The 25,527-nt window shown below is 52.3% G+C and carries 22 protein-coding genes; 12 read left to right on the plus strand and 10 right to left on the minus strand.

Translation table 11 applies throughout. The annotated features are described in order from the left end of the window. Window positions 1–441 precede the first annotated feature (441 nt). A complete protein-coding gene (locus tag EBB_RS00985) occupies window positions 442–714 on the plus strand; it encodes a hypothetical protein (RefSeq protein WP_192392075.1) in 273 nt (90 codons plus the stop codon). A 94-nt stretch (window positions 715–808) separates the two neighbouring features. Next, window positions 809–1,552, plus strand: a complete 744-nt coding sequence (locus EBB_RS00990) for an FRG domain-containing protein (protein ID WP_192392076.1) — start codon at window positions 809–811, stop codon at window positions 1,550–1,552. Window positions 1,553–1,987: 435 nt separating this feature from the next. On the opposite strand, the gene EBB_RS00995 is transcribed toward EBB_RS00990, so the two are convergent. Beyond that, window positions 1,988–2,563, minus strand: a complete 576-nt coding sequence (locus EBB_RS00995) for a chemoreceptor glutamine deamidase CheD (RefSeq protein WP_192392077.1) — start codon at window positions 2,561–2,563, stop codon at window positions 1,988–1,990. A 419-nt stretch (window positions 2,564–2,982) separates the two neighbouring features. Between EBB_RS00995 and rlmKL the strand changes: the two genes are divergently transcribed. Continuing rightward, window positions 2,983–5,178, plus strand: a complete 2,196-nt coding sequence (gene rlmKL, locus EBB_RS01000) for a bifunctional 23S rRNA (guanine(2069)-N(7))-methyltransferase RlmK/23S rRNA (guanine(2445)-N(2))-methyltransferase RlmL (RefSeq protein WP_192392078.1) — start codon at window positions 2,983–2,985, stop codon at window positions 5,176–5,178. After that, on the plus strand, window positions 5,175–5,447 hold the full coding sequence (gene yccX / locus EBB_RS01005) for an acylphosphatase (RefSeq protein WP_192392079.1): 273 nt from the start codon (window positions 5,175–5,177) through the stop codon (window positions 5,445–5,447). The genes rlmKL and yccX overlap by 4 nt, the downstream gene beginning before the upstream one ends. Before the next feature lie 29 nt (window positions 5,448–5,476). Here the strand turns inward: yccX and EBB_RS25725 are convergent, their stop codons facing one another. Further along, window positions 5,477–5,722, minus strand: a complete 246-nt coding sequence (locus EBB_RS25725; protein ID WP_195880849.1) for a hypothetical protein — start codon at window positions 5,720–5,722, stop codon at window positions 5,477–5,479. A 220-nt stretch (window positions 5,723–5,942) separates the two neighbouring features. Here EBB_RS25725 and hemC point away from each other — a divergent pair, with 220 nt between their 5' ends. From hemC to EBB_RS01025, 4 genes are read left to right on the plus strand one after another with little or no spacing between them, the layout of a single operon-like run. Beyond that, on the plus strand, window positions 5,943–6,869 hold the full coding sequence (gene hemC, locus EBB_RS01010) for a hydroxymethylbilane synthase (RefSeq protein WP_192392080.1): 927 nt from the start codon (window positions 5,943–5,945) through the stop codon (window positions 6,867–6,869). Continuing rightward, window positions 6,866–7,648: a uroporphyrinogen-III synthase gene (locus EBB_RS01015; protein WP_192392081.1), complete on the plus strand. Its 783-nt coding sequence runs from the start codon at window positions 6,866–6,868 to the stop codon at window positions 7,646–7,648. Before hemC ends, EBB_RS01015 begins: the two co-directional genes overlap by 4 nt. After that, complete coding sequence (locus EBB_RS01020; protein ID WP_192392082.1) at window positions 7,632–8,798, plus strand: uroporphyrinogen-III C-methyltransferase; 1,167 nt, start codon at window positions 7,632–7,634, stop codon at window positions 8,796–8,798. Before EBB_RS01015 ends, EBB_RS01020 begins: the two co-directional genes overlap by 17 nt. Window positions 8,799–8,810: 12 nt before the next feature. Next, the gene (locus EBB_RS01025) at window positions 8,811–10,046 is read left to right on the plus strand and encodes a heme biosynthesis HemY N-terminal domain-containing protein (protein WP_192392083.1); all 1,236 of its coding nucleotides are present in this window, start codon (window positions 8,811–8,813) and stop codon (window positions 10,044–10,046) included. Between the two features lie 20 nt (window positions 10,047–10,066). Here EBB_RS01025 and EBB_RS01030 read toward each other — a convergent pair whose 3' ends face one another. The 3 genes from EBB_RS01030 to ubiD form a co-directional block, all read right to left on the minus strand. Further along, window positions 10,067–11,149 carry an HD domain-containing phosphohydrolase gene (locus EBB_RS01030; protein ID WP_192392084.1) on the minus strand — a complete coding sequence of 361 codons (1,083 nt, stop codon included), beginning with the start codon at window positions 11,147–11,149 and terminating at the stop codon, window positions 10,067–10,069. Between the two features lie 207 nt (window positions 11,150–11,356). Next, the gene (locus EBB_RS01035; protein WP_192392085.1) at window positions 11,357–12,493 is read right to left on the minus strand and encodes a PP2C family protein-serine/threonine phosphatase; all 1,137 of its coding nucleotides are present in this window, start codon (window positions 12,491–12,493) and stop codon (window positions 11,357–11,359) included. Between the two features lie 40 nt (window positions 12,494–12,533). Next, complete coding sequence (ubiD, locus tag EBB_RS01040) at window positions 12,534–13,997, minus strand: 4-hydroxy-3-polyprenylbenzoate decarboxylase (RefSeq protein WP_192392086.1); 1,464 nt, start codon at window positions 13,995–13,997, stop codon at window positions 12,534–12,536. Between the two features lie 304 nt (window positions 13,998–14,301). Between ubiD and EBB_RS01045 the strand changes: the two genes are divergently transcribed. After that, window positions 14,302–15,006, plus strand: coding sequence for a hypothetical protein (locus EBB_RS01045; RefSeq protein WP_192392087.1), 705 nt, complete (start codon window positions 14,302–14,304; stop codon window positions 15,004–15,006). Between the two features lie 203 nt (window positions 15,007–15,209). Here EBB_RS01045 and EBB_RS01050 read toward each other — a convergent pair whose 3' ends face one another. Then, on the minus strand, window positions 15,210–17,690 hold the full coding sequence (locus EBB_RS01050) for an ABC transporter permease (RefSeq protein ID WP_192392088.1): 2,481 nt from the start codon (window positions 17,688–17,690) through the stop codon (window positions 15,210–15,212). Further along, window positions 17,687–18,379 (minus strand): ABC transporter ATP-binding protein, encoded by a 693-nt coding sequence (locus EBB_RS01055; protein WP_192392089.1) that lies wholly within the window; start codon window positions 18,377–18,379, stop codon window positions 17,687–17,689. Before EBB_RS01055 ends, EBB_RS01050 begins: the two co-directional genes overlap by 4 nt. On the opposite strand from EBB_RS01055, the gene EBB_RS01060 reads away from it, so the two are divergent. After that, a complete protein-coding gene (locus EBB_RS01060) occupies window positions 18,378–18,977 on the plus strand; it encodes an arylesterase (RefSeq protein WP_192392090.1) in 600 nt (199 codons plus the stop codon). The two genes, EBB_RS01055 and EBB_RS01060, sit on opposite strands and share 2 nt — an antisense overlap. A gap of 10 nt (window positions 18,978–18,987) precedes the next feature. On the opposite strand, the gene EBB_RS01065 is transcribed toward EBB_RS01060, so the two are convergent. The 3 genes from EBB_RS01065 to EBB_RS01075 all read right to left on the minus strand — a co-directional run bounded on the left by EBB_RS01065 (window position 18,988) and on the right by EBB_RS01075 (window position 21,745). Then, on the minus strand, window positions 18,988–19,938 hold the full coding sequence (locus EBB_RS01065; RefSeq protein ID WP_192392091.1) for a glycosyltransferase family 2 protein: 951 nt from the start codon (window positions 19,936–19,938) through the stop codon (window positions 18,988–18,990). A gap of 39 nt (window positions 19,939–19,977) precedes the next feature. Beyond that, a complete protein-coding gene (locus EBB_RS01070; protein WP_192392092.1) occupies window positions 19,978–21,060 on the minus strand; it encodes a GNAT family N-acetyltransferase in 1,083 nt (360 codons plus the stop codon). Window positions 21,061–21,265: 205 nt separating this feature from the next. Further along, window positions 21,266–21,745, minus strand: a complete 480-nt coding sequence (locus tag EBB_RS01075; protein ID WP_192392093.1) for a hypothetical protein — start codon at window positions 21,743–21,745, stop codon at window positions 21,266–21,268. 437 nt (window positions 21,746–22,182) lie between these two features. On the opposite strand from EBB_RS01075, the gene EBB_RS01080 reads away from it, so the two are divergent. Further along, a complete protein-coding gene (locus tag EBB_RS01080; protein WP_192392094.1) occupies window positions 22,183–23,601 on the plus strand; it encodes an acetyl-CoA carboxylase biotin carboxylase subunit in 1,419 nt (472 codons plus the stop codon). Window positions 23,602–23,616: 15 nt separating this feature from the next. After that, the gene (gene oadA / locus EBB_RS01085) at window positions 23,617–25,440 is read left to right on the plus strand and encodes a sodium-extruding oxaloacetate decarboxylase subunit alpha (RefSeq protein ID WP_192392095.1); all 1,824 of its coding nucleotides are present in this window, start codon (window positions 23,617–23,619) and stop codon (window positions 25,438–25,440) included. Window positions 25,441–25,527: the final 87 nt, after the last annotated feature.

Genomic DNA, 25,527 nt, shown 5'->3' on the forward strand with positions numbered 1-25,527 from the left:
AAAAGAAAGTGTCCAAAGAAAAGGCGGCCCGAACGCCGCTTATTCCCTGCGCTCCTCGTTTTTGCCGGGGGTTGACGAAAGGGGCTTCCTGCCCCTTCGTCAACGCGCCGCATCCCTGCGGCGCCCCTTCGGGCTACTCACTCAGTACATCCATGTACCTCGCCCTTCGGGTGCTGCGCATGCAAATCGGCTATCCTGCCGATTTGTCCCGTCAAAAGCTCCGGTGCTCGGCGCGGCATACGGGGTAAACCCATCCCATAATCCAAGATCAAACCAAGGTACGTCGAGCGGCATCCTTAAGCATGCTGCAATATTGTTTTTGGCTCGAACAAAATCTGAATCCTTTTTCCAGCTAGACTTTGACATAACATGTATATCACCCAATTCAGGGAGATATACAGAAATTATGTAATCACTTGTTATGCTCTTTGGAAATAAGTTATGGAAGATATAGTTGAATACCTTGGTAGAGGTTTGTTTGTATTCGTCAGGTTACTTGTAGCCCTAATTTGGAGTGCAATAGAGCTTGCGTATGAAAAAGTTTTTTGGTGGCTCGGGTGGCCGGTCTTAAGAGCTTTAACGTTAGGTAAGTTCCCAAAGGAGGGATTCATCCAGGATAATCATGCTGCGCCAATAATACATTTTCTTGTGAGTCTGGCTGGCGTTACGTCTCCAATGGTTGCTCTTTATATCCTTGCACAGAATTATGGTTAAAGTAAGCTTACGCATAACTAAGCGCTTCACCCGACCAAAAACCGCGATGCGGTTTTAGTCGGGTGAGCTCCACGTTAGAAATCACAGGACTCATATGCCCGCACCCAAACGCACCCCGAGCCAAGACGAAATAAAGAAATCCGTTGACTCCTCTCATACCCCGATCTCCAACTGGAAGGACCTCCATGGGAAGTTAGAATCAATGCGGGACTCCGGCTGGATATTTAGAGGCGTGTCATCACCGACACACTACTTGGTGCCGAGCATTGGCCGCGAAGTGGTTTACGGACAGTACAAACTAGCACAAGAACAGAGACTATTCGAAGAGTTCAAGAATCGCGCAATCGCCCTCGTAAATGACCCAAGATTTGACGATTGGGATTGGCTTGCATATGCGCAGCACATCGGCGTTCCAACACGCCTTCTGGATTGGTCAGTTAATCCGTTGGTAGCTCTGTACTTCGCCCTTGAATCAGACGCAGACACTGATCGAGTGATCTACGCCGTTCAATATTCAAAGTACATCCACGAAGTGGATCATCGCAACACAAGCCCATTTGCTAATACAAAGGAAGGTCGCTTCACCGCACCACTTGCATTCGATCGAATTCGTGCGCAACGAGGGATGTTCACGATCCATCCACATCCCACGAAAGTCTTTCATCCTGACGGTCTCCGAAGCTTTCTGCTCAAACAATCTCTCGTAAAAAACTTTCGAAAACGCCTTTTCAAGTACGGCATAGACCACTGGCACATTTATCCAGATGCTCACGGTCTTGGACTTCAACTAGCCTGGCAGTTCAAGAACAAAGTTGGTCTGGGTTCTCTATTTGTCTAGGCAGCTCGGTAGGGCCGATTAGCGCAGCGTAATCGGACGCATGTTGAATCAAATCTATCAAGGCATGCCCTGCCAAAGAATACTTGGAATATTCTTCTTTCCTCCGAATACGCTTCGCTATTCGGAGCTACTCCACCACATCCAAAACTATTGTGAAAACTTTCGAGCTTGCCAGTGGTTGTCTCCCGTATGCCGCGCCGAGCACCGGAGCTTTTGGCGAGAATTGCCCGAAGGGGTGCGGCAGGGATGCCGCACGTCGGCGGAGGGGCTGGGAAGCCCCTTCTGCCGACCCTCGGCAAAAGCGAGGAGCGCAGGAAACAAGCGGCGTCCGGGTGGCCTTTTCTTTGGATACTTTCTTTTAAGTATCTCGCCTGTCGGTGCGAGAACCGACTTCTAAACAAGCCGTCGCGCCAGCGACACAAAAACACAACCTCCCTACGCCAACACCCTAGCAAACAGCCTGTGAGAATATTCCTGCTCCCGCTGCAAAATAGTTTCGTTTTTTATATCCTTGAGTTTTTTCACCAACACTTCCCCGGTTTCCGGAAAGAAATACACCTTACGGGGATAGATACCGAGCATATCGTCAGCCAGGACCGGAATGTTCCGGCCGGCCAGATAACTGCGTAAAAACTGCGCACTTCGAGCGCCGACATTATTGCGTTGCATGCCGTTAAGAATATTACCGCCGCCAAACACCTTGGCTTCCAGCTCGCCCTCTTCCGCCCCCATGCCGACCAGATGATTGATGAAATTGTCCATACCGTTACTAGCCATGTTCTCCATGCGTTGGTTGAGCGGCTGGTCTGCGTTGACGTTCACCACCATGAATTGATACATGCCGCCTATGCCCCGCCGCCGATCTCGAATACAGGCAATCACGCAGGACCCCAACACGGTAACAATAAGCTCGCCGGAATTGGTCACACAATATTCGCCGGGAGTGATTTTGCAGGCGCGAATGCGTTGGTGCGGGTCGTAGTAGGTTTCGGAGAATTTTTTCGGATGCATAGCCAGGACCATCTTGAGAGTTGTAGAACATTGATGCTTAGCAAGCAATAAATCGGCCACTATGCAATTTACTTTCCGCCTCAAATCTTTAGCATTTCAAAGCACGACCTTACCGAAGCGGTTGTAAAACGCTTCGACAACTATTGCTTGATCGGGTATCTGCCGGCGCGCCAAAACACAAGCACCAAGACTATCGACACACAGAACCACCAACGGGCCGGAGTGGTGCGTAGCGCTCGCGATTGGCGCACAACTGTTTTTGCCATTGCCCCAACCCGCGTCGTCACCGGCATATCCCCGCAGCCCCGGCAAACCATGCTGAATGCAGCGGTTGTTTGCAGTTTTGTTATAAAAATATCCGCCTCAGTAGCAGCACATTTTAGTATCCTAGCCAGCCATTCCGTACCCAGCCGTCAACCATGAGCCAATACCCACTTTTTGCCACCACACCTAAGGCGATGGAAGGCATCCTCGCCAACGAAATCAAAGCCCTGGGCGGCCAAAACGTCCGCGAAAAAATGGCCGGCGTGGCTTTTGAAGGTGATTTGGCCTTGGCTTACCGGGTCTGCCTGTGGTCGCGCACCGCCAATCGGGTGTTTTTGCCGCTGAGCAGTTTCGAGGTCAAATCGCAGCAGGATTTGTACGACGGCGTGAAAAAGATCAACTGGTTCGAACACATCAAACCGGACGACAGCCTCGCGGTATCGTTTAGCAGCAAAAACAATCCCGCCATCAACAATACCCATTTCGGCGCCTTGAAAGTCAAGGATGCCATCGTCGATCAGATGCGTGCCAAGTTCAACAAACGCCCCAATATCGACACGGATCGGCCCAGCATCCGCGTGAACGTGTATCTGCACAACGAAACCGCGCAACTGAGCCTGGATTTGTCCGGCGAGAGTTTGCACAAGCGCGGCTACCGCGACATCAACATCGCCGCACCCATAAAGGAAAACCTGGCGGCAGCGATTTTGCTGCGCGCCGGCTGGCCGAAAATCGCCGAGGAAGGCGGGTCCTTGCTCGATCCGATGTGCGGGTCCGGCACTATGCTGCTGGAAGGCGCGATGATCGCCGCCGATTACGCACCCGGTTTGCAGCGTGATTATTTCGGCTTTTTAGGTTGGAAAAAACACGATGCCGCAATTTGGCAAAGCCTGCTGGACGAAGCCAAGCAACGCCGCGATATTGGCTTAAGCAAAATGCCGGTCATCGTCGGTTTCGATCAAGATCGGCGCACCGTCGTGGCCGCCTTGCAGCACGTCGAAAATGCCGGCTTAACCGGCAAGATTCATATTGAAAGGCGCGACATTGGCGACGCAACGGCAGCGGAAAGCTGGCCCAAGGGCTTGATCGCCTGTAATCCGCCCTACGGAGAACGACTGGGCGACGAGGCGGAAACCTCCGAGCTGTATCGGCGCTTTGGCGAGGTATTGAAGCAGCGTTTCGTCGGCTGGCAGGTGGCGATGATCATCAGCAACCCGGAACTGGGTTTTAGATTGGGCGTGCGTTCGCAAAAGCCAATCACTTTGTTCAACGGCGCGCTGGAGTGCAAATTGCTGCGCTTTAATATTGAAGAACAAACTTTTTTTGAACCCAAAGCAAAATCCCAGCAAGAACGCATCGAACAAATCAGCCGGCGCACCGAAACCGAGCAGCCTGACAATCAAGCAGACATGTTCGCCAACCGCTTACGCAAGAATCTGAAAAAAATCGGCAAATGGGCCAAGCAAAATCAGGTCAGTTGCTACCGGCTGTACGATGCCGATTTGCCGGAATATGCGGTGGCAGTGGATGTTTACCAAGGCGCACAAACCTGGGTCAACGTCCAGGAATACGAATCGCCGAAAACCATCGATCCCGCCAAGGCCAATCAGCGCCTGGCCGGGGCGATGGTCGAAATCCCCAAGGTGCTGGAGATACCGAAGGAACAAGTGTTTCTGAAAATCCGCCGCAAACAGAAAAGTACTGATCAATACGAAAAGCAGGGCGAATCCGGCCGTTTTCATGTCGTTGAAGAAGGCGGCTGCAAGTTTTGGGTGAATTTCGAAGACTATCTGGATACCGGTCTGTTTCTGGACCACCGGCCGATTCGATTGATGATACAAAAACAAGCCAAGGGCAAGCGTTTCTTGAATCTATTTGCCTACACCGGCAGCGCCAGCGTGCATGCTGCAGTCGGTGGCGCAGCATCCAGCCTCACGGTGGACATGTCCAACACTTATCTGGACTGGGCCAAGCGCAATTTTGATCTGAACGGCATTCAAGGTGATCACAAACTACTGCGCGCCAATTGCGTGGAATGGCTGGCGGAACAGGCCGGCGCCAAAGACAAACCGCAGTTCGATCTAATCTTTCTCGACCCGCCAACCTTTTCCAATTCCAAGAAAATGGACGAAGCCTTTGATATTCAGAACGATCATCTGCATTTGCTACGCAGTGCCGTAGCTTTGTTAGCACCGGAAGGCGTTCTGTACTTTTCCACCAACTTCCGCCGCTTCAAGCTGGATAAGCAAGCCTTGGCGGATTTACAGATAGAAGACATCAGCGCAAAAACCATTCCGGAGGATTTCGCCCGCGATCAAAAAATTCATTATTGCTGGAGGATTAGCCGATGAGCGAATGTTTACACATCATCGTCAAGGGGCGGGTGCAGGGCGTGTATTTTCGCGCCTATACCCAAAAGCAGGCGGTGAAATTGAATGTGAAAGGTTTTGTCAGAAATCTGGCCGACGGCTCGGTGGAAATCGTCGCCAACGGCCATGCGGAGGACGTGCAAAAACTGGTGGCGTGGTGTCACAAAGGACCGATGTTGGCCAAGGTCTCCGAAGTAATCGTCAATCCACATAATTCCAGTGAGCATTTTGAGTTGTTCGAGATTAGGTAGGTATTGCCTGATCAATGCGCGTGCGTTCGTCAATAGGGAAACAGAACGCTAATATTCCCTGAAAGCGCAAACACACAGACGGCGCTGGCAATGGCGGCCAATATGTAACCGCAGACGCGGACTTTTAGCCATAATCCGACTGAAAACAAAACCAGCACCAACAAGGCCAGAGATAAGGCTAGCCAAAAATTGATCTGCACAAAATATATCAACCACTGAGCAGCGATATAAATCGCAATGGCTGCTCCCGCTAGGAGTAGTAAAAGTTCGTACATATTCCAATGGACGCGAATTTAAAATTCGTCTGATTGTTGAAATTAGAGAACTTTAACCAAGAACAACGTTTGAAGCCAATTCTCTCGCCCCATTCCCGCCGTCTCTGCAACGCTTATAACTTCTACCCACCTTCCCCGCCAAATCGGATTACAATAGACAACATTTATTCTCAACAAAGGGCGCAGCTTAGACGCCCGCCAGCAATCGGCAGGAGCAATTTTGGCAGACAGAATTATTCGCATCGCTACCCGGCAAAGCCCGCTGGCCTTGTGGCAGGCCGAGCATGTCGCGGCACGGCTGCAACAGGCATTTCCCGGCTTACAAACCGAACTGGTAAAAATGGTCACCCGCGGCGACAAAATTCTCGACGCGCCATTGGCCAAAGTCGGCGGCAAGGGTTTGTTTGTCAAGGAACTGGAACAAGGCATGCTGGAAGGCACAGCCGACATCGCGGTGCATTCCATGAAAGACGTGCCAGTGGAGTTTCCAGAAGGCCTGCACCTGGCGGTAATTCTGGATAGAGAAGATCCGACCGACGCGTTTGTTTCCAATCACTATCGCAGCCTGGCCGAATTGCCCGCTAACGCGCGCATTGGCACCTCCAGCTTACGCCGCCAATGCCAAATCAAGGAAAAATTCCCGAATGCGGAAATCCTGAGTTTGCGCGGCAACGTCAACACCCGGCTGGCTAAGTTAGATGCTGGCGAATACGATGCCATTATTTTGGCGTCGGCCGGTTTGAAACGTCTGGGAATGGGCGAACGTATCACCGCCCAATTGCAGCCGGCAGAAAGCTTGCCGGCGATGGGTCAAGGCGCTATCGGTATCGAATGCCGGATCGACGACGTCGAGATTCACGAGTATTTAAAGGTGTTGCACGACGAGGACACCAGCATTCGAGTTGGCGCCGAGAGAGCGATGAACGCCCGACTCAACGGCGGCTGCCAAGTACCGATTGCCGGTTTTGCCGAAATCAAAGGCGAGCGTTTATTGCTGCGCGGCCTGGTCGGCAGCCCCAACGGCACTTTGTTATATAGAGCCGAGGCGGAAAGCAGCCTCAGCGACTTCGAAGCGTTGGGCAAAACCGTGGCCGAGGATTTATTAGCGCAAGGCGCGGATCGGATATTGCGCGAGCTATACCAGTGAACTCAGCTTTAATCGGCGCGCGGATCTTGGTGACACGACCCGCGGCGCAGGCTGAAAATCTGTGCCATTTGATAGAACAACACGGCGGTGTGCCGATACGCTTTCCGACCCTGGAAATCGTCGAAACCCCGCCCGATCCGCAGTTGTTAAGCCAAGCCGCCGCCAGCGACTGGCTGATTTTTACCAGTACCAACGCTGTGGATTTTGCTATCAAGGCGTTCGGTGGCAAAATGCCGGCCTTGCGTAAATTCAAAATCGCGGCTGTCGGTGCCGCGACCGCCAACGCCTTGCAGCAAGCGGAATGGCCGGTGGATTGCGTGCCGGCCAGCGAATTCAACAGTGAAGGCTTGTTGGCTGAACCTGAATTGCAAGCTGTAGCCGGCACGCGCTGCGTCATTGTGCGTGGCGTCGGCGGCCGGGAGAAACTGGCGGAGAGCTTGCGCAGCCGCGGCGCGGAAGCGAGTTATCTGGAAGTGTATAGCCGCCGGCAGCCGATGGCGGACAGCGCGGACTTGCGGAGAGACATAGCCCAAGGGCGGCTGGATGTAGTGACGATCACCAGCGTCGAAGCTTTACAAAACTTGTTGGCGATGCTGGATGACGAGTCGATAGTATGGTTGAAATCGATACTTTTAGTCGTCGTGAGCAAGCGGATAGGCCAAGCGGCCGAAGATTTCGGATTTAAACAGATTGCAGTGAGCGCACAGCCCACGGATGCAGCGATTTTAGAGACCTTGACGACGTTATTGAACGGGGAAAACAGTGGCCGAAGTAATTGAAGAACAACAAGAAAATCCAGCTCCGGTAGTGGTGGTTAAAAAGTCTCACGCCGGATTGTGGATAGGCATCACCTCTATCGTATTGGTGATTGCTTTGGCGGGTGCGGGTTTTTTCTTTTTCCAGCAATTGCGCTTCAGTCAAGATACCGAAAACAATCAGGATAACCTGAAGATACTTGAACTGGACAAAGAACTTAACGGCCTGCGCGAACAGCTAAATGGCGTGCAAACGCAAATCGCCAATGTCAACGCGGAGATGACCGGCAAAGACAATCATTTCAACGAAACCTTGGCCGATTTTTCCAAACTGCATGAAGAACGCCTGGGCACTGCGCGCAAAGAGCTGGAAGCCTCAATTGTGGCCTTGCAACGGCAGTTGGGTAAAACCCGTGGCGACTGGCTACTGGCCGATGCCGAATATCTGTTGACCGTTGCCAATCAGCGTTTGCATTTGGTCGGTGACGTCACCACCACCCGCGAAGCGCTGGAAGCTGCCGATCAACGGCTCAGAGAAAGCGGTGACGCGGCGGTATTTAAAGTCCGTGAGCAAATCGCCAAGGAAATTGCTTTGTTAAACGGCGCCACCGTGCCGGACATCGTCGGTATCTATTCCGGCATCCAGCATTTACAAGACGCGGTGGAAAATTTATCGGTGTTTCTGCCGCATGCCGGCAAGCAGCCGGAAAAACCCGAACCCAATAGCGACCTATCCGAACACGGCCATGAAATCTTGAATACGGTCGCCAAGCAGCTGGAAGGCTACGTGGTGCTGCGCCACACCGAACAACCGGTCAACGCCATCCTGACCCCGGAAGAAGCGCACTTTATCAAGCAGCAGCTGAAGGTCCGGCTGGAGATGATCGAAATTGCGCTGGTGCAACAAAACGATACCTTGTTTGCCAGCAGCATCGCCGACGCCAAACAATGGCTGAAGAAAAATTTCGCGGAAAATCAGCAAACCGATAACTTCTTGGCTGAACTGGACAAACTGGCGAGCGTGCAAATCCGCAGCCAATATCCGGATGTCAGTGGCTCGTTGAAGCTGCTGAAAGACATCAGTAAATTGCGTATCGAATCCGATAAAGCCGTGCTGAATAATCCGCCAGAGGAAGCCGCCACACCGGCAAATCCCACTGCCGGTCAGCAATAAGCGAGTGGCATTATGAAAAATCTCATGTACTTTCTCGGGTCCTTGCTTTGTGCGGTTTTGGTGGCGTTTTTGCTGCACAGCTGGCTGGTCAAACAAAACGATCCCGGTTATGTGTTAATCGGTTTCGGCCACTGGTCTTTAGAAACCTCTTTGACCGTATTTGCGGTTGCGCAAGTGATCGGCTTTTTCGTTCTCTACAATTTTTTCCGCTTGATGGGCGTGTTGATTCGCATGCCCAACCAATTTGCCAAGCGCCGCCGCAATATCCGTTTTAATCGCTCGCAGGAAGCCCTGGTTGCCGGCTTATTCGATGCGGCAGACGGTAATTGGGAGCGCGCGGAGAAAGTGCTGATCAAGCATGCCGCGCATAGCGGTGCCCCGTTACTACATTATTTGACTGCCGCCAGAGCCGCACAATCGCGCGGTGCGCTAGACAAGCGTGACGAATATCTGCAAAAAGCCAGCGAACAATCCTCGGATACCAATATGACCGTCGGCTTGACCCAAGCCGAATTGCATCTGTCTGAAAAGCAATTCGAACAAGCCTTGGAAACCTTGGGTAAATTGCACTCAATCAATCCCGGCCATGCGCGGGTTTTGAAAATGATGCATCAGGCTTATCAACATTTGGGTGACTGGGAGGGTTTGAGCAAAATACTGCCTTCGCTGCAACAACATAAGGTGTTGATGGAAACCGAGGTTAAATTACTGGAAACGGAAACCTACAGCCGCCTGCTAAAGCAAACCATTGCGCAGGGTGACCGCCAAGCGATCCAAACCTGCTGGGAAGGCATCCCCGATCACATTAAAGCGCTGCCGGGTATCGCCAATATCTATTTTGCGGCGATGATTGCCGCCGGGGTCGGCGCCAGCGTCGAATCGGCGATGCTTAAGCAATTGGGCCGGCATTGGGACGACACCTTGCTGGTGTTGGTTTCGAATATTGAAGCCGAAGACAAAGCCAAACAATTGCAGTCGGTCGAACAATGGCTGGCGGTTTACCCCAGCAATGCAGTGTTGTTAAGAGTGCTGGGCAAGCTGGCTTTGAAAGCCGAGCAAATGGAAAAAGCCGAACAATATTTGTTGAAAAGCCTGAATACCGAAGCATCGGTGGCGACCTATCAATTACTGGGCGAATTATTGTTTAGCAAAGGCGACAAGGACCAAGCCTGCGATTACTTCAAACGCGGCATGGAGTTAGCATCAGCCGAGCTGATTAGCGGTGTGGAATCGATTCGCGCAGCTTAACAACTTAAAAAAACCCGCAATCAGTTCAAATCCTGAATAACCTCGGCGTCGGCATATTCGCTTTTGATAATCAAAATTTCCGGCAAATTCTTTTTTAACAGCGGCGCTAATTTAGGATCGAAATGTTTGCCGGATTCCGAGGCGATATAAGCCAACGTTTCTTCCACTGACCAGGCCGGCTTATACGGACGTTGCGACGTCAGCGCGTCGAACACGTCGGCTAGCGCGCAAATCCTGCCGGCGATAGATATATCTTCTTCTCTCAAGCCATTCGGGTAGCCGGTGCCATCCCACTTTTCATGGTGATGTTGCGCAATGGTGCGCGCAGCGCGCATCAACTCGGTCGGCGAGCCGGATAAGATATTGGCGCCCATTTGCACATGAGTTTGCATGATCCGCCATTCTTCAGGATCCAGCTTACCGGTTTTTAACAGAATCCGGTCCGGAATACCGATTTTGCCTATATCGTGCATCGGCGCCGCATTCAGAATAATTTCCGCTTCCTGCTCAGTTAAACCATACGCCAAAGCCAACAACTGCGCATATTTACTCATGCGAATAATATGGTTGCCGGTTTCGTTATCCCGATATTCGGCGGCCAACCCCAGCCTGCGTATCACTTCCTGACGAGTTCGATACAATTCGTCGGTTCTGGATTTAACCTGTTGTTCAAGAAGGCGGTTTTGATCGCGGACCTGATTATGCATCAAGCGCACTTCCAGCAGATTGTGGATGCGGGTAATGGCTTCCAGTTGATCGAAGGGCTTGGTCAAAAAATCCTTGGCGCCCAAACTCAACGCTCTCAGGCGGGTCTCCATGTCCGGTTGCGCACTCAGCACCAACACGGGCAAATAGTCATCCCTAAAGCGCTGTTGCAGCTGCTCCATGACATCGAAACCGCTTAAATGCGGCATGCGGATGTCTAATAAAAAGGCATCGAAACGCGTGGTATCGCACAGAGAAGTTACTTCGCGAGAATCGCAGGTCGATTGAATATTCCGATAACCCTGGCGCTGCAAAATTTTTTCCAACAATTTGACGTTAGCGGGTTCGTCGTCGACGATGAGAATGGCGGCTTGCAGAATATGCTGTTTTAAGTCCACGTTGCTGTTTTCAAAGAATCATGAAGTGGGGAGCGAAAACCTAGCGGTCCGGCTCGTGCCGAGCCGTCCCTGCTGAGTGGGTTATCCGCGAGATTCTGAGTATAGACAAATTAGTTGAGTCTGCTTTTTACAGCATGACGCCAACATTCAATCTAACAGCCAAAAAGATTCCAGAAATACAAGCCAGCCGGCCCAAGATCGAAATATTCAGCGACAGCGAATGGCCATACAGGAAATATCGTCTTGCGCTTCCCGGTTCAGCATATGCGCTTCCAAGGCTTGTTGTATTGCCGCTACTTCAGCACCGGGCGGCGCCGTTCTGAGAATTTGCAGCACACGCTCTTGGCCGAATAAATCGCCGTCAGGATCCTGGGCATCGGTCAAGCCATCAGAATACATAAATAACTCGCAAGCCTCCCGCCAATGCCAGATTTCGCAAGTATCGTCGAATTGCCGGTTGTCGAGAACGCCGGCAGAGGGGTGTGAGGAACGAAAGGTGTGAGCCGGATTGCCTTCGCCATCCAGCACATAAACATCGGGTAAGCCGCCATTCCACAATTCCACCGACTTTTTTTCACCATCTATCATGCCCAATACCAAAGCCACGAATCGGCCCGTCGGCATCTGACTGTGCACCAGGCGATTGATCTCGCGGACGATAATGGGGACGGCCAAGCCCTTTTTAGTCATCGCCTGAAATGCCTGATTGACAATAACCGTCGGTAACGCTGCCGCCAAGCCATGGCCGGTCGAATCGGCAAGCATAAAGTAAATTTGTTGCTTGCTGACGCGTCTGGCGCAAATCAAATCGCCGCTAAAAAGTTTGGCCGGCAATAACCAAAACTGCAAATGATCGTCTTTCAGATCGCTCTGTTTAATTAACCTTTCAAAAATACTCTGTAAAAATTGCTGCTCCGCTTCATTTTCGTCGCGATAGGCTTTAAGTAGCTGGGTATCGGCAATAATCAGGTTTTGCATATCGATCACGCGTTGTACCGAACCTAATTTAGCGGCAAGAATGGCCCGATTGAACGGTTTTTGCAGATAATCGTCAGCACCGGCTTGCAGCCCATCCAGGACATTTTGGTCATCGGCTAGCGCGCTGAGCACAAAAATCGGCACCCACTTGTCCTGGGTCAGTTGTCTAATCGCTTTGATAGCCTCCAGCCCATCCATGACCGGCATCATAATATCCATCAGAATTAGGTCGGGATTTACGCTGGCCAGTGATTTAACCGCCTGCTCCCCATTTTCGACCAGAATGACTTCATGCTGCATCTTGCTCAGTAATTTATCGAGCAATAGCCTGTTTTCGTAGAAATCGTCGACAACCAATATTTTCATTAGGATTTGTACCGTTATACAAGCGAATCGGCAGTCTACCCTAGTTAAATAGGGTATCCCACATCGCATCCACTTTTTTGATGACATCCTCACTCATTACAATCGGACGCCCCCACTCCCGGTTGGTTTCGCCCGGCCATTTGTTGGTCGCATCGAAACCGACCTTGGACCCCAAGCCCGACACCGGCGAAGCAAAGTCCAGATAATCTATAGGCGTGTTTTCCAAAATCGTCAAATCCCGAGCCGGGTCCATCCGCGTGGTAATCGCCCAAATCACGTCCTGCCAATTGCGGACATCGACATCGTCATCCACCACGATCACAAATTTGGTGTACATAAACTGGCGCAGATACGACCAGGTACCCAGCATCACCCGCTTGGCGTGACCGGCGTATTGCTTCTTCATGCTGATCACCGCCATGCGATACGAACAGCCTTCCGGCGGCAGATAGAAATCAACAATTTCCGGAAACTGCTTTTGCAGGATGGGTACGAAGACTTCATTTAAGGCCACACCCAAAATAGCCGGTTCATCGGGCGGACGGCCGGTGTAAGTGCTGTGATAGATTGGCACCTGCCGCTGGGTAATGCGTTCGATGGTAAACACAGGAAACTCATCGACTTCGTTGTAATAACCGGTGTGGTCGCCGTACGGCCCTTCCGGTGCGGTTTCGCCCGGATAGATAAAGCCCTCCAAGACAATTTCGGCACTGGCCGGCACTTGCAAGTCGTTGGACAAACATTTGACCACTTCGGTCTTACTGCCACGCAACAAACCCGCGAAGGCATACTCGGACAAAGAATCCGGCACCGGTGTGACCGACGCCAATATCGTCGCCGGGTCCGCTCCTAGAGCCACCGCCACCGGAAACGGCTTGCCCGGATGCGCTTGCTGCCATTCCTTGAAATCCAATGCCCCGCCGCGATGCGCCAGCCAGCGCATGATGACTTTGTTTTTGCCGATGACTTGCTGGCGGTAAATTCCCAGGTTTTGCCTGTCCTTGTTCGGCCCTTTGGTGATTACCAAAGGCCAGGTGATCAAAGGCGCGGCATCTTCCGGCCAGCAGGTTTGAATCGGATAAACGCTTAAATCGACTTCGTCACCGACCCGAATCACTTCCTGACAGGGCGCGGAGCTGACTATTTTCGGGGCCATATTCAACACCTGCTTGAATACGGGGAATTTTTCCAGCGCGTCTTTCATGCCTTTGGGCGGCTCAGGCTCTTTCAGATAGGCCAGTAACTCGCCGATACCGCGCAATTCGGAAACGTCTTTGGCTCCCATGCCCATCGCTACCCGCTTCGGCGTCCCAAACAAATTGCCGAGCACGGCGATGTTGGAACCTTTCGGGTTTTCGAACAGCAAAGCCGGACCGCCCTGCTTCAACACCCGGTCGCATATCACCGTCATTTCCAACACCGGATCGACTTCCTGTTTGATGCGCTTTAGTTCGCCCTGCTTTTCCAGCTGGGCGATAAAGTCTCGTAAATCTCTATATTTCATGCATGGTCCTTAAAAGGGGGAGGCCGAACTTCGTGCCATGGAGTGCAAAAATTAAACCGGCAATCATACGCTGAGTTAAGCTAGACAAGAAAACCAAAGAGACAAGTAATTAGACTATGATCTCTTATGAGCTAATTTTTTTAATCCGAACCGTTTACATTTGATTATTCCATTGCCAGAAATCAAACCCGTGCCATACTTTTGACGAGGGGTCAGCTTGCCGCGTTAACAGTCGTAGATGTCGGAGCAGCATTTGAGAGCTAGTCCCGAAAGAAAGATTTAATTTTATTCGTGGAGATTTGTTATGGGATTTGCATTAACTGATGTATGTGGCTTTCGTCCTGCAACTTATGCGGGACGTCCAATTCCAGAAAAAGACTTGGCGAGCGGAGGGCTAGGAAAATTCGACACCCACTTCGGCATCAATGGGGACGTATCGGCGATTGTCAATGATGGCGATATTAATACATACGGCCCTCGCGCAATCGATTTGAATCAACGCGGGGGTATTGTTGCCGAAACGCTTTGGAATAAGTGGCAAGACAATCCATCTGATAGTGACGTATCAGGTTTTTTGACTTTTTTTGAAGAAGTCGGTGGCAAAAAGGCCCCAAAGAACACGCAATATCCGGTAGGAGCGAAGATTAGCGGCGTCGATGTAGGAGGAGATGAAAAATATAAGTTCGGCGCGACCAACAAAAAAACTTCTAGTATTTCCGACGAGAATAGTGAAGGCGCCATGTTTCAGTTGGGTACTCGCTGGTCTAAAGTGGCTTTAGAACATACCGTTAAAAATGGAGGGCGTATTCACTTTCATTTAGATGGGATGGGAGATATTAGCGACCTTTTGAATAAGTTAGGCGATTTTAATTACAACGTCACGACCCGAGAGTTACGCTATGTCTACCGTAATTGGATTAGATTGGGTAAGTCTGCGATTTTTTATAATGGCTTTTCTAAAACTTCGTCTGGAATTTACAAAGCGGTTATCGTCGATAGACCCTGGTAAAAAGTACTAACGTCCAGCGTAGTGAAGGCACTTTTGTGCCGATGGCAATAAGTAACACCCTCGGCGCGACGCATTCCGAATGTGAAAAATCCATAACCATACAAGCTAACTGGAAACTATTGGACGCTCTTTACTGGAAACTTTTCAAAGCCGTTTGGCATATCGCAACCGTCGCGAAAACTTTACTGATCAACCATCAACCATCAACGCCTCAACACGTGTAGCGGTGGCTGATTAACCACCTGCCTAACCCCCCAGTACCCTGCCAGCCCCACTGTTATCGCACCTATCGCCGGCAATGCGCCCCACAAATGGTAGCCGGGACGGTAATCGATATGCATCACGCGAGTATACAGCGCATACAAAATCGCTTCGCTAGCCAGTGCCGCCATGACGCCAGCCAAGGTGCCGAGCAAGCCAAACTCAATCACATGCGTGGTACGTAAAAAGCCGCGCCGAGCACCCAAAGTCCTCATCAGCGCACCTTCGTAGATCCGTTGATCCAGCGTGGCATAGACGGCGGCAAACAACACGGTAAAACCGGCCGCCAAGGCGAAATACAGCAGTAGATTGATGGCCTTGGTCAACTGCGTCAGGATCATCTTGAACTGCTTCAAGATCTGATCAACTTCCAGTATCGTGATGGCCGGATACTTTTTCAGCAGCGTATTCAACAGAATTTTTTGGGTATCGGCCAGATAAAAGCTGGTCATGTACATGGTCGGAAAGTTATCCAGCGTGCCGGGCGAGAAGATCATGTAAAAATTGGGCCGCATCGTATCCCACTGCACGCTGCGTAGTTGGGCTACCTTTGCACTGAATTGCGCGCTCCCCACCGTAAAGGTCAATTCATCGCCCACCTTGATTTTTAGGCTTTCCGCCAGTTTTTGCTCTACCGATACCAGTCCCGGCTGATCGGCTTGCCAAACACCGCCATCGGTGGCCTTGTTATCGTCCGGCAATTGTACCGCCCAGGTCAGACTCAATTCGCGTTGGGTAGCGCCTTCGCCCTGGGTGTCTTTGCTGACCCGGCCTTGCACCGCTTCGCTATTGATCGTTACCAAGCGCCCGCGCACCACCGGATAAAACCGGCTGCTGGCGATTTGCGCCTGCTGTAATTCGTTTTGAAATGCCTGCTGGCGTTCCGGCAGGATATTCAAGGCAAAATGATTCGGCGCCTGTTCCGGCAATTGCTGTTGCCAGTTGTCGATCAAATCGCTGCGTACCGTAAAACTCAGAGCCATGGCGGTGAGCGTGATGCTGAAGGCCAATATCTGGCTGACACTGGCCTGGCTGTTCCGCAGTAATCCCTGCAAACCGAAACGCCAATTCAAGCCCATCCTCGGCAACAGCTTACGCGCCAGCAATAACAAACCGTATATCGCCGCCCCTAAGCCCAGTAATGTCAGCGTGCCCAAACCCAATATGATGGAGGTCATTTTCGGGTCTTCGGTATAGCGCCAAATCAAGCCGCCAATAATCGCCAGCGCCAAACCGTAAATCAACCATCCGCTGGTGGGTAAGGGCTCCAGCTCACGGCGCAACACCCGCAATGGCGAGACTTTTTGCAAGCGCAGCAACGGCGGCAAAGCAAAACCCAGCAAGATTGCCAAGCCCGTCGTCAACCCAAAAAATACCGCCAACCAACTGGGACTGGCCAATTCTTCCGGCAACAAGGATTTTAACAGCTCGAATAAACCAAACTGCACCAACCAGCCCAGGCCGCAGCCGACGCCGCTGGCTAACAGGCCCAACACCAAAAACTGCAAACCGTACAGCCAGACAATTTCCGCTTGCTTACACCCCAGGCAGCGCAACAAGGCAGTGGCGTTGAAATGCCGTTCGGTGTAACGGCGGGTAGCCATCGCAATCGCCACGCCGGCAATCAAGATCACCACGATGCTGGACAAACCCAGGTAACGCTCGGCGCGCTGCAATGCCGATCCCAGTTCCGGGCGATCCTCATGTATATCCAGGATTTTTTGCGAACTGTTCAGTTGCGGCTTCAACCAGGTTTTAAAGGTAGCCAAGGCCTGTTCGTCACCGCTGAACTGGAAGGCGTAACGCACATGACTGCCGGGTTGAATCACGCCGGTCGCGGCCAAGTCGCTTTGATTGATCATCACCCGCGGCGAAAAGCTGTAAAAGTCGCCGCGTTTGTCCGGCTCGTAACTCAACACCCGGCCGATGGTCAGAGGTTTTTCGCCTACCGTCAATTTATCGCCGATTTTTAGATGCAGAGCCGGCAAGATGCGTTTGTCCACCCAGACCAAGCCGGGTTCCGGGCCCTGGCTGGCGACGACTTCATCCTGCGACTCGGCATCGCTGGTTTTCAATTTGCCGCGCAGCGGGTAGCCGCTGCTGACCGATTTTACCGAGGCCAACAGCATTTCCTGGTTTTCCAACAAAACGCTGGCAAACTCGCTAGTTTGCGAGTGGGATAAACCCAATTCGCCGGCCTTGGCCAACCAGGTTTCCGCTATGAGCGCCGGCGCAGCCACCACCAGATCGCCGGCTAAAAACTCGGCGGCTTGCACCGTCATGGTCCGATGCAAACGGTCGGCGAATAGCGATATGGCGGTGGAGCTGCTGACCGCAATCAGTAACGCCAACAACAATAAGGTCAACTCTCCGGAACGGCTGTCGCGCCACAACAGTTTCAGCGCCAGATTGACGCGTTTCATACCATGCTCCCGGCATCCAGACGAATCGTGCGCTGACAACGTCCGGCCAAAGTCATGTCGTGAGTCACCAAAATCAAAGTGGTATGTTGTTCTTGATTGAGCTCGAACAGCAGATCGATGATGTGCGCGCCGGTTTTGCTGTCCAGATTACCGGTCGGTTCGTCGGCAAACAAGATGGCCGGCTGGGTGACAAAGGCCCGCGCCAAGGCTACTCGTTGCTGTTCGCCGCCCGACAATTGCTTGGGGGTATGCGTCAAGCGCTGCGACAAGCCTACTCTGTCCAGCAAGGCCCGGGCAGCGGTCGCCGCTTGAGCATGCCCGCTGAGTTCCAGCGGCAGCATGACGTTTTCCAGAGCCGTCAACCCCGGCAGCAGTTGAAACGACTGAAACACGAAACCGACCAATTCGTTGCGCAGCAAGGCGCGGCCGTCTTCGTCCAATTTGGTCAGATCGCGGCCATTGACGACCACCCGGCCGGTGCTGGGCGTATCCAATCCAGCCAGCAAACTGAGCAGGGTGGATTTGCCGGAACCGGACTCGCCGACAATGGCCATACTCTCGCCCGGATTGATGATTAAATTCACCGAGGACAAGATGTGTAAAATGCCCTCGGAAGTTGGCACCGATTTACCGAGCTGTTCGGTAACGATAATCGGGGAACTGGTCTTATCAATATGAGTATTCAACATGTATAGCGTGGTCCTTGCCGTAATTCTGGGTTTACTACCGATAAACGCCATGGCGAAATCGATAGTGGTATTGGGTGACAGTATTAGTGCCGGTTACGGCATCGAAGTTCAGCTGGGCTGGGTGGCTTTGTTGCAAAACAAGCTGACCGACCTGCATAGCGACTATGTTATCAGTAACGAAAGCATCAGCGGCGATACTTCGGCTGGCGGCCTGGCGCGACTGGAGCAAATTTTATCGCGGCATAAACCGGATATTGTGTTGGTGGAGTTGGGCGCCAACGACGGCTTACGCGGTTTATCGCCGGCGGAAATGAAAAATAATCTGACCGAAATCACCCGGCGTTCGCAAAACGTCGGTGCCAAAGTGATGCTGCTGGGGATGAAGATCCCGCCCAATTACGGTAAGCGTTATGTCGAGATGTTTTACGAGGTTTTTCCGCAGCTATCCGCGGAATTGAAGATCCCGTACGTGCCGTTTATCCTGGAAGAGGTGGCGTTAAACCCGGAGATGATGCAGGCCGACGGCCTACATCCGAATGAGCTGGCACAACCGGTGATTGCCGAAAAGATTTGGGGATATTTACAAGCCTTGCTATAAACGCGAATCGCTAATTTGCCGCCAATGCTTGTTTAAACGCCGGCAATTGCCGATAACCGGCGATTTCGCCAGCCGTAAACATCCATTTCATTTTTTTTTGTAAGCGTTGCTGCTCGCGCGGTTCCAGCCAAAAACTCACGATCCTGCTCAGATAATGCCGCAGCAAATACAGTGGGATACCGGCTATATTTTTTCCGCCGGGTACATCGGCATACGCCAGCACCTGACAACGGGCCACGTTGAACATCCACCGGCAGACGTAGGCTTTCGTCATCCGCTCCGGGATGTTGCAGTGATACAGCAATGCTTCCGGCACATACCAAAACTCGCCGCCACCGCGCCGAAAACGGCCCATGTATTCGGTGTCTTCGGTAAACGGCACCGAAGTGCCCGGCCCAAGTTCTTCGCGAAACCAGCCATTTTTGGCGACGGCCTCGGCTCTTAACGCCGTATTGACGCCGCCCGGAATCACCTGTTCATCCAAAAATTGCTGGGACATGCCGAAATCGCGGGTATTGGTAATGCCACGCGGCAAGGCAAACTCACCTTCGGTATGCAACCAGTCGGGGATGTCGCCCAGCCATTTGGGTAATACTTTGCCGGCAAAACCGTCGATTTCCGGATGCAGCGCTGCGGCATCAATGTAAGCCTGCAGCCAGCTTGCTTGCGGTTCGACATCGTCGTCGGTGAACACCAATAATTCACCTTGCGCTTGCTTGATGGCGCGATTCAAAGCGCGGGACTTACCGGGAATCGGCTCAGTGACGCAAAGCACCGGCAGTCGACCACGCTCAGCTTCGGCGGCGATCACCGCAACAGTGTCGTCGCTGCTGCCGTTATCAACCATCAGCAATTCCCAGCGGGTCTCCCTATTCAGCCGCATGGCGGCCAATGCGTCGAACAAGCGCGGCAATATCGACGCTCTGTTACGGGTGCTGATAATCACGGAGGCGTTTAACATAGGTTGCAGACCTAATTTTGAATTTTGGATTAAGCAATATTACAGCGGATGATCGAAATAATCGCCATCGATCCCGCTTCGGTACCAATTTTGCAAAATGTTGCCGGCTAGCGGCGGCTCGCGATAGATCAGATAGCGGTTACCGCGCGACGGCACTGCTTCATAGCCAAGACTGCGGAACAGACTGGTCAATGACGGCGAGGCGACTTCCAGACTGCCCCAGCTAATCCCGTTCTCCCGCCAATAAGCAAATAGGTAATACAACAGAGTCTGTAAGGCCGGCTCATCGTCCAAGGGATAAAACACGTCACGCAATACTGCCATGCTGATAGCATCCCCAAAGCCTTGCTGATGCCAGACTGCATAAGCGCGCAATTTGCCGGCGGCGTCGCGCAGCGCGAAAAGCCTTAAAGGACAGGTAGGGAAATCGAATAAACGCCAATTCAAATAGCGACTGCTACGTTCCAGACAAGCGGCATAGCCCGCTTTCGCCCGTTCCCACAATTCATCAAACTCGGTGTCACAACGGAAAACCTCCGCGAATGTAAAACCGCCGCTACGCAATTTGACATTACGTAAGCGCAAGTTGATGTCGAATATGCTGCCCAACAAATAGCCCAACGATTTGCCGGCGCGTTTCTCCCAGGAGCCGCGATAACCGACGCGCAAACGATAAAAATCGTTATCGCTGCCGCCAATCGGCACAAAGCCGCATTTTTTGAAGGCTTTCTGGGTAATCACGCCGGCAGTCACCGTGCCGTTGAACCGGGCAAATTCGAGGCTGTGTTCGATCAGCTTGGTGGCTAAGCCCTGCCCGCGAAACTGCTCATCTACACAGGTATTGGAACCGAAGGCAAGCGTTACGGATTCGCCGTTCAACCACCAGGGTTGCACGAACATGGCCCGGAAACCCGCCAAACGCCCATTGTGCCAAACCCCGACGCCGGCGCACGGCAAGGCGTTCTGCCATGGGTTATGCACGATACGGGATTCGAACCATTGCTGGATATATTCGGGGTGTTGCTGAAACTCCTCGAAATTGGCAACGGCAATTCGAATGCAATCCGGAATATCCGCCAGTTGGATAGGTCCATAAACAAAATGGTCTGCAACAGCGGACATAGGCTTTCTCGAAAAGATGCGGAAAATGATTAGCGAGGCCTAACTATCGTTAGCAAAGGCATCAACGAAAATCGAAAACTATTATCGGTGCAAACTTGCTGTAATACCAAACGACAGCTTAGTTTTAAAAGGATTGACGGGGCAGGAAGGTGATACTGGGCAACGCGCACACGTTGCCCAAGTCCACACCATAGCTGTATAGCGCTTACCGGACTGAATTCAAAACTGCTTTGGCATCAAGCAAATTGCTGCGTTTTTTCAAACCCAGGATGCCCAGCATCCCGCTGAGAAAAAACCAGGCCGCCGTGGGTAAGGCGGCTTTCAATTCAGCTGTTTTGCTTTCGTCTATCACTGGCTGGAAAACCGTGCCAAGCAGACCAAGTAAACCCGTTTGCGAAACAATGTCGCCAAGCCCTGCTATGTCCGACAAAGCTTGCTGAAATGTCACGACTGCACTGGTTTTGACCCGTGTAAACAGTGTCAGCGCATAGTCCTGCAAGGGCTTATCCGCTACTGGATTCAATGGAGGCTCCTGATAAGCGCTTGGCAAATCCGGCAAAATCGTTTGGAAGGATTCGAGCGGGTTTAACGTATTTTCGGTTGTAGCCGCTTGCGCAAGCTGTATCCCCCAAAACGATAAACCGATAAAAAATAACGCGGAAAGTAACGGCTTGTTTGTGTCCATATTAAAACCCCAGAATTAATCAATTAGTTAAGAGGTGAAACCCTACTCACACAAGCCGGACCGATTACGGCAGACATCGGCTCATAGTATAGGCATCCATACACAGGAGAATAGCACTATACGTGCCAAATGCAAGAGGCTGATTTATATCAATATTTCCCATCCACCTTTAAAACTTGTTGGCACAGAAGCCACAAAAAGCCGATTAAATGCTGCTAACACAACAACTTAGCGGCCAACGGCGTCATCAAAACCTCAACAGCAAATTCCACCGAACCAGCCGGTTTTTTCTGTTCGAATCCAGTGACCGGCAACACCGCCACCACCCAAGCTAAAGGCTAATCTCCCATCGACAAACGGCGGTTTTCTTGTTGAAAGATAGCCATAAATTGTTAGAGTAGTAGGCAAGTGACTGAACACTAAGACTCGGGAGCATCATGTTACGCAAAATACTGATCGCCAATCGCGGCGAAATTGCCGTCCGAATCATTCGGGCCTGCGCGGAAATGGGCATTCGTTCAGCAGCTATCTATTCAGAAGCCGATCGATTTGCCTTGCACGTTAAAAAAGCTGACGAATCGCATTACATCGGCAGCGAACCACTGGCCGGTTATTTAAACATCTACGGCTTGGTGGATTTGGCCTTGCGCACCGGCTGCGATGCCATTCATCCCGGCTACGGTTTTTTATCGGAAAACGCCCAATTCGCCAAAGCCTGCCAGGAACGTGGCTTGGTGTTTATCGGCCCGTCCGCGGAAGTGATTCAGCGCATGGGCGATAAGACCGAAGCCCGCAGCGCGATGATAGCCGCGGGTCTGCCGGTGACGCCCGGCTCGGACGGCAACCTGGATAGCGTCGAACACGCCTTGCAGGTCGCCGAACAAATCGGTTATCCGATCATGCTGAAAGCGACATCCGGTGGCGGGGGTCGCGGCATCCGGCGTTGCGACAATCCCAACGAATTGCGGCAAAACTATCAGCGAGTGATTTCCGAAGCCACCAAAGCCTTCGGCAGCGCCGATGTGTTTTTGGAAAAGTGCGTGGTCAACCCGATTCACATTGAGGTGCAGGTATTGGCCGACCATTTCGGTAACACCATCCATCTTTACGAGCGTGATTGCTCGGTGCAGCGCCGCAACCAGAAATTGATCGAAATTGCCCCTTCGCCGCAACTGGATGAGGCGCAACGTCAGTACCTGGGCGGTTTGGCTGTGATGGCCGCCAAAGCGGTCGGTTACACCAATGCCGGCACGGTGGAGTTTCTGCTGGACACCAACGGTCGCTTCTACTTCATGGAAATGAACACCCGGGTGCAAGTCGAGCACACCATCACCGAAACCATCACCGGCGTGGATATTGTTGAGGAACAAATCCGCGTCGCCGCGGGTTTGCCGCTACGTTTCAAGCAGGAAGAAATCGTCAGACGCGGTTATGCGATTCAATTTAGGGTCAATGCCGAAGACCCGAAAAATAATTTCCTGCCCAGCTTCGGCCACATTAGCCGCTACTATGCCCCCGGCGGCCCCGGCGTGCGCACCGATACGGCGATTTATACCGGATACGAAGTGCCGCCGTTTTACGACTCGATGCTGGCTAAAGTCATCGTCAGCGCGATGACCTGGGAAGATGCGATCAATCGCGGTGAGCGCGCCTTGAAAGACATGGGCTTGTTCGGCATCAAAACCACGATTCCGTATTACTTAAAAATTCTCGGTCATCCGGATTTTCGCCGCGGTCGGTTCAACACTGGCTTTGTCGAAGCCAATCCCGATCTGATCAACTATTCCAACAAGCCGCGACCGGAAATTCTGGCCAGCGTGCTGGCGGCGGTTGTCGCCTCTCATACTGGCCTGTAAACCCAAGGAAACCCCATGAGCAAAGTTTACGTAACCGACGTTATCCTCCGCGACGCCCACCAATCACTCATCGCCACTCGCATGCGCACCGAAGACATGCTGCCGGCCTGCGCCATGCTGGACGACATCGGCTATTGGTCTCTGGAATGCTGGGGCGGCGCCACCTTCGACGCCTGTCTGCGTTTCTTGAAGGAAGACCCCTGGGAACGGCTGAGCAAGCTGAAAGCCGCCCTACCCAATACCCGCCTGCAAATGCTGTTGCGCGGGCAAAACCTGCTCGGCTACCGGCATTATTCGGACGACGTGGTGCGCAAGTTTGTCGAAACGGCAGCTCTCAACGGCATGGACGTGTTCCGCATCTTCGATGCACTAAACGACATCCGCAACCTAGAAACTGCCATCGAAGCCACCAAAGCCGCCGGCAAACATGCGCAAGGTACGATTTGTTACACCACCAGCCCGGTGCATGACATCGCCAGTTTCATCAAATTGGGTAAAGGCCTGGCCGACTTGGGCTGCAATTCGATTGCCATCAAAGACATGGCCGGTCTGTTGACGCCTTACGTCGCCGGCGAATTGGTCAAAGCACTGAAAGATGCCGTCGATTTGCCGCTGCACCTGCATTGCCACGCTACCGCAGGCTTGGCAGAAATGTGTCAGCTCAAGGCTATTGAAGCCGGCTGCGAACATGTCGATACCGCGCTGTCCTCCTGGGCCGGCGGCACCAGCCATCCGCCAACCGAATCATTGGTCACCGCGCTACGCGGCACCGATTACGACACCGGCCTGGATTTGGATAAACTGCAATCGGTGAATCAGTATTTTCTGGAAGTACGAAAAAAATACCGCCGCTTCGAAAGCGAATTTACCGGCATAGACACCCGTGTGCATATCTTCCAGGTGCCCGGTGGCATGATCTCCAACCTGGCCAACCAATTAAAAGAGCGCAATGCTTTGGATCGCATGGCCGAGGTGTATAAAGAAATTCCCGAAGTCCGCAAAGACTTGGGCTACCCGCCATTGGTGACCCCCACTTCACAAATCGTCGGCACGCAAGCCGTGTTGAACGTGCTGACCGGCAAGCGTTACGACACCATCAGCAATGAAGTGAAACGCTACCTGCACGGCGGCTACGGCAAAGCGCCGGCGCCGGTCAATCCGCAACTGCTAGCCAAGGCAGTCGGCAAGGAAGAAGTGATCGAGTGCCGTCCGGCGGATTTGCTCAAACCGGAATTCGAACATCTGCGTCACGAAATCGCCCATCTGGCGATGAATGACGAAGACGTGCTGAGCTTTGCGATGTTCCCGGAAATTGGTAAACAATTTTTGGAGCTGCGCTCCACCGACAGCTTGGTCGCCGAACCCCTGGAGTTGGAAGAAGCCCCTGTGTCTGCGGAAGTTAAAAAAGCCGCCACCGAATTCAACGTGGCGCTACACGGCGAGCAATATCACGTCAAAGTCACCGGTGCGGGCCCGAAAAACCAAAGCTTGCGGCATTTTTACTTCACCGTGGACGGTATGCCTGAAGAAATCGTCATCGAAACCCTGGACGAAATTGTGCTGGACGGCGGCGCGCAAGGCGCGGTGCAAAGCGCCATCGCCAGCAAACGCCGCCGGCCTAGCGAGCCGGGCGACGTGGTCACCAGCATGCCTTGCAATATCATCGATGTGTTGGTCAAGGAAGGCCAAAAAGTCAAGGCCGGCCAATCTTTGCTGGTGACTGAAGCGATGAAAATGGAAACCGAGATCACGGCGCCGATAGCCGGCATCGTCAAAGCCATTTATGTGGCAAAAGGTGATGCAGTTAACCCTAATGAGGTTCTGGTCGAAATTAATTAGGAGAAAAGACTAAAGGCGACAGGTAAAATGGCGCGTTTGCCGCAAGGATGACTATTATATTTTTGCGGCTGTTTGCTTCGGCGAATA

The sequence above is a fragment of the Methylomonas fluvii genome (genome assembly GCF_014850975.1).
GTDB classification, from domain to species: Bacteria; Pseudomonadota; Gammaproteobacteria; order Methylococcales; family Methylomonadaceae; genus Methylomonas; species Methylomonas fluvii.

Coding starts and splice junctions, on each gene's coding strand:
- EBB_RS00985 (WP_192392075.1), top strand. CDS start 442: ATGGAAGATATAGTTGAATACCTTGGTAGAGGTTTGTTTGTATTCGTC.
- EBB_RS00990 (WP_192392076.1), top strand. CDS start 809: ATGCCCGCACCCAAACGCACCCCGAGCCAAGACGAAATAAAGAAATCC.
- EBB_RS00995 (WP_192392077.1), bottom strand. CDS start 2,563: ATGCATCCGAAAAAATTCTCCGAAACCTACTACGACCCGCACCAACGC.
- rlmKL (WP_192392078.1), top strand. CDS start 2,983: ATGAGCCAATACCCACTTTTTGCCACCACACCTAAGGCGATGGAAGGC.
- yccX (WP_192392079.1), top strand. CDS start 5,175: ATGAGCGAATGTTTACACATCATCGTCAAGGGGCGGGTGCAGGGCGTG.
- EBB_RS25725 (WP_195880849.1), bottom strand. CDS start 5,722: ATGTACGAACTTTTACTACTCCTAGCGGGAGCAGCCATTGCGATTTAT.
- EBB_RS01025 (WP_192392083.1), top strand. CDS start 8,811: ATGAAAAATCTCATGTACTTTCTCGGGTCCTTGCTTTGTGCGGTTTTG.
- EBB_RS01035 (WP_192392085.1), bottom strand. CDS start 12,493: ATGAAAATATTGGTTGTCGACGATTTCTACGAAAACAGGCTATTGCTC.
- ubiD (WP_192392086.1), bottom strand. CDS start 13,997: ATGAAATATAGAGATTTACGAGACTTTATCGCCCAGCTGGAAAAGCAG.
- EBB_RS01045 (WP_192392087.1), top strand. CDS start 14,302: ATGGGATTTGCATTAACTGATGTATGTGGCTTTCGTCCTGCAACTTAT.
- EBB_RS01050 (WP_192392088.1), bottom strand. CDS start 17,690: ATGAAACGCGTCAATCTGGCGCTGAAACTGTTGTGGCGCGACAGCCGT.
- EBB_RS01060 (WP_192392090.1), top strand. CDS start 18,378: ATGTATAGCGTGGTCCTTGCCGTAATTCTGGGTTTACTACCGATAAAC.
- EBB_RS01055 (WP_192392089.1), bottom strand. CDS start 18,379: ATGTTGAATACTCATATTGATAAGACCAGTTCCCCGATTATCGTTACC.
- EBB_RS01065 (WP_192392091.1), bottom strand. CDS start 19,938: ATGTTAAACGCCTCCGTGATTATCAGCACCCGTAACAGAGCGTCGATA.
- EBB_RS01070 (WP_192392092.1), bottom strand. CDS start 21,060: ATGTCCGCTGTTGCAGACCATTTTGTTTATGGACCTATCCAACTGGCG.
- EBB_RS01075 (WP_192392093.1), bottom strand. CDS start 21,745: ATGGACACAAACAAGCCGTTACTTTCCGCGTTATTTTTTATCGGTTTA.
- EBB_RS01080 (WP_192392094.1), top strand. CDS start 22,183: ATGTTACGCAAAATACTGATCGCCAATCGCGGCGAAATTGCCGTCCGA.
- oadA (WP_192392095.1), top strand. CDS start 23,617: ATGAGCAAAGTTTACGTAACCGACGTTATCCTCCGCGACGCCCACCAA.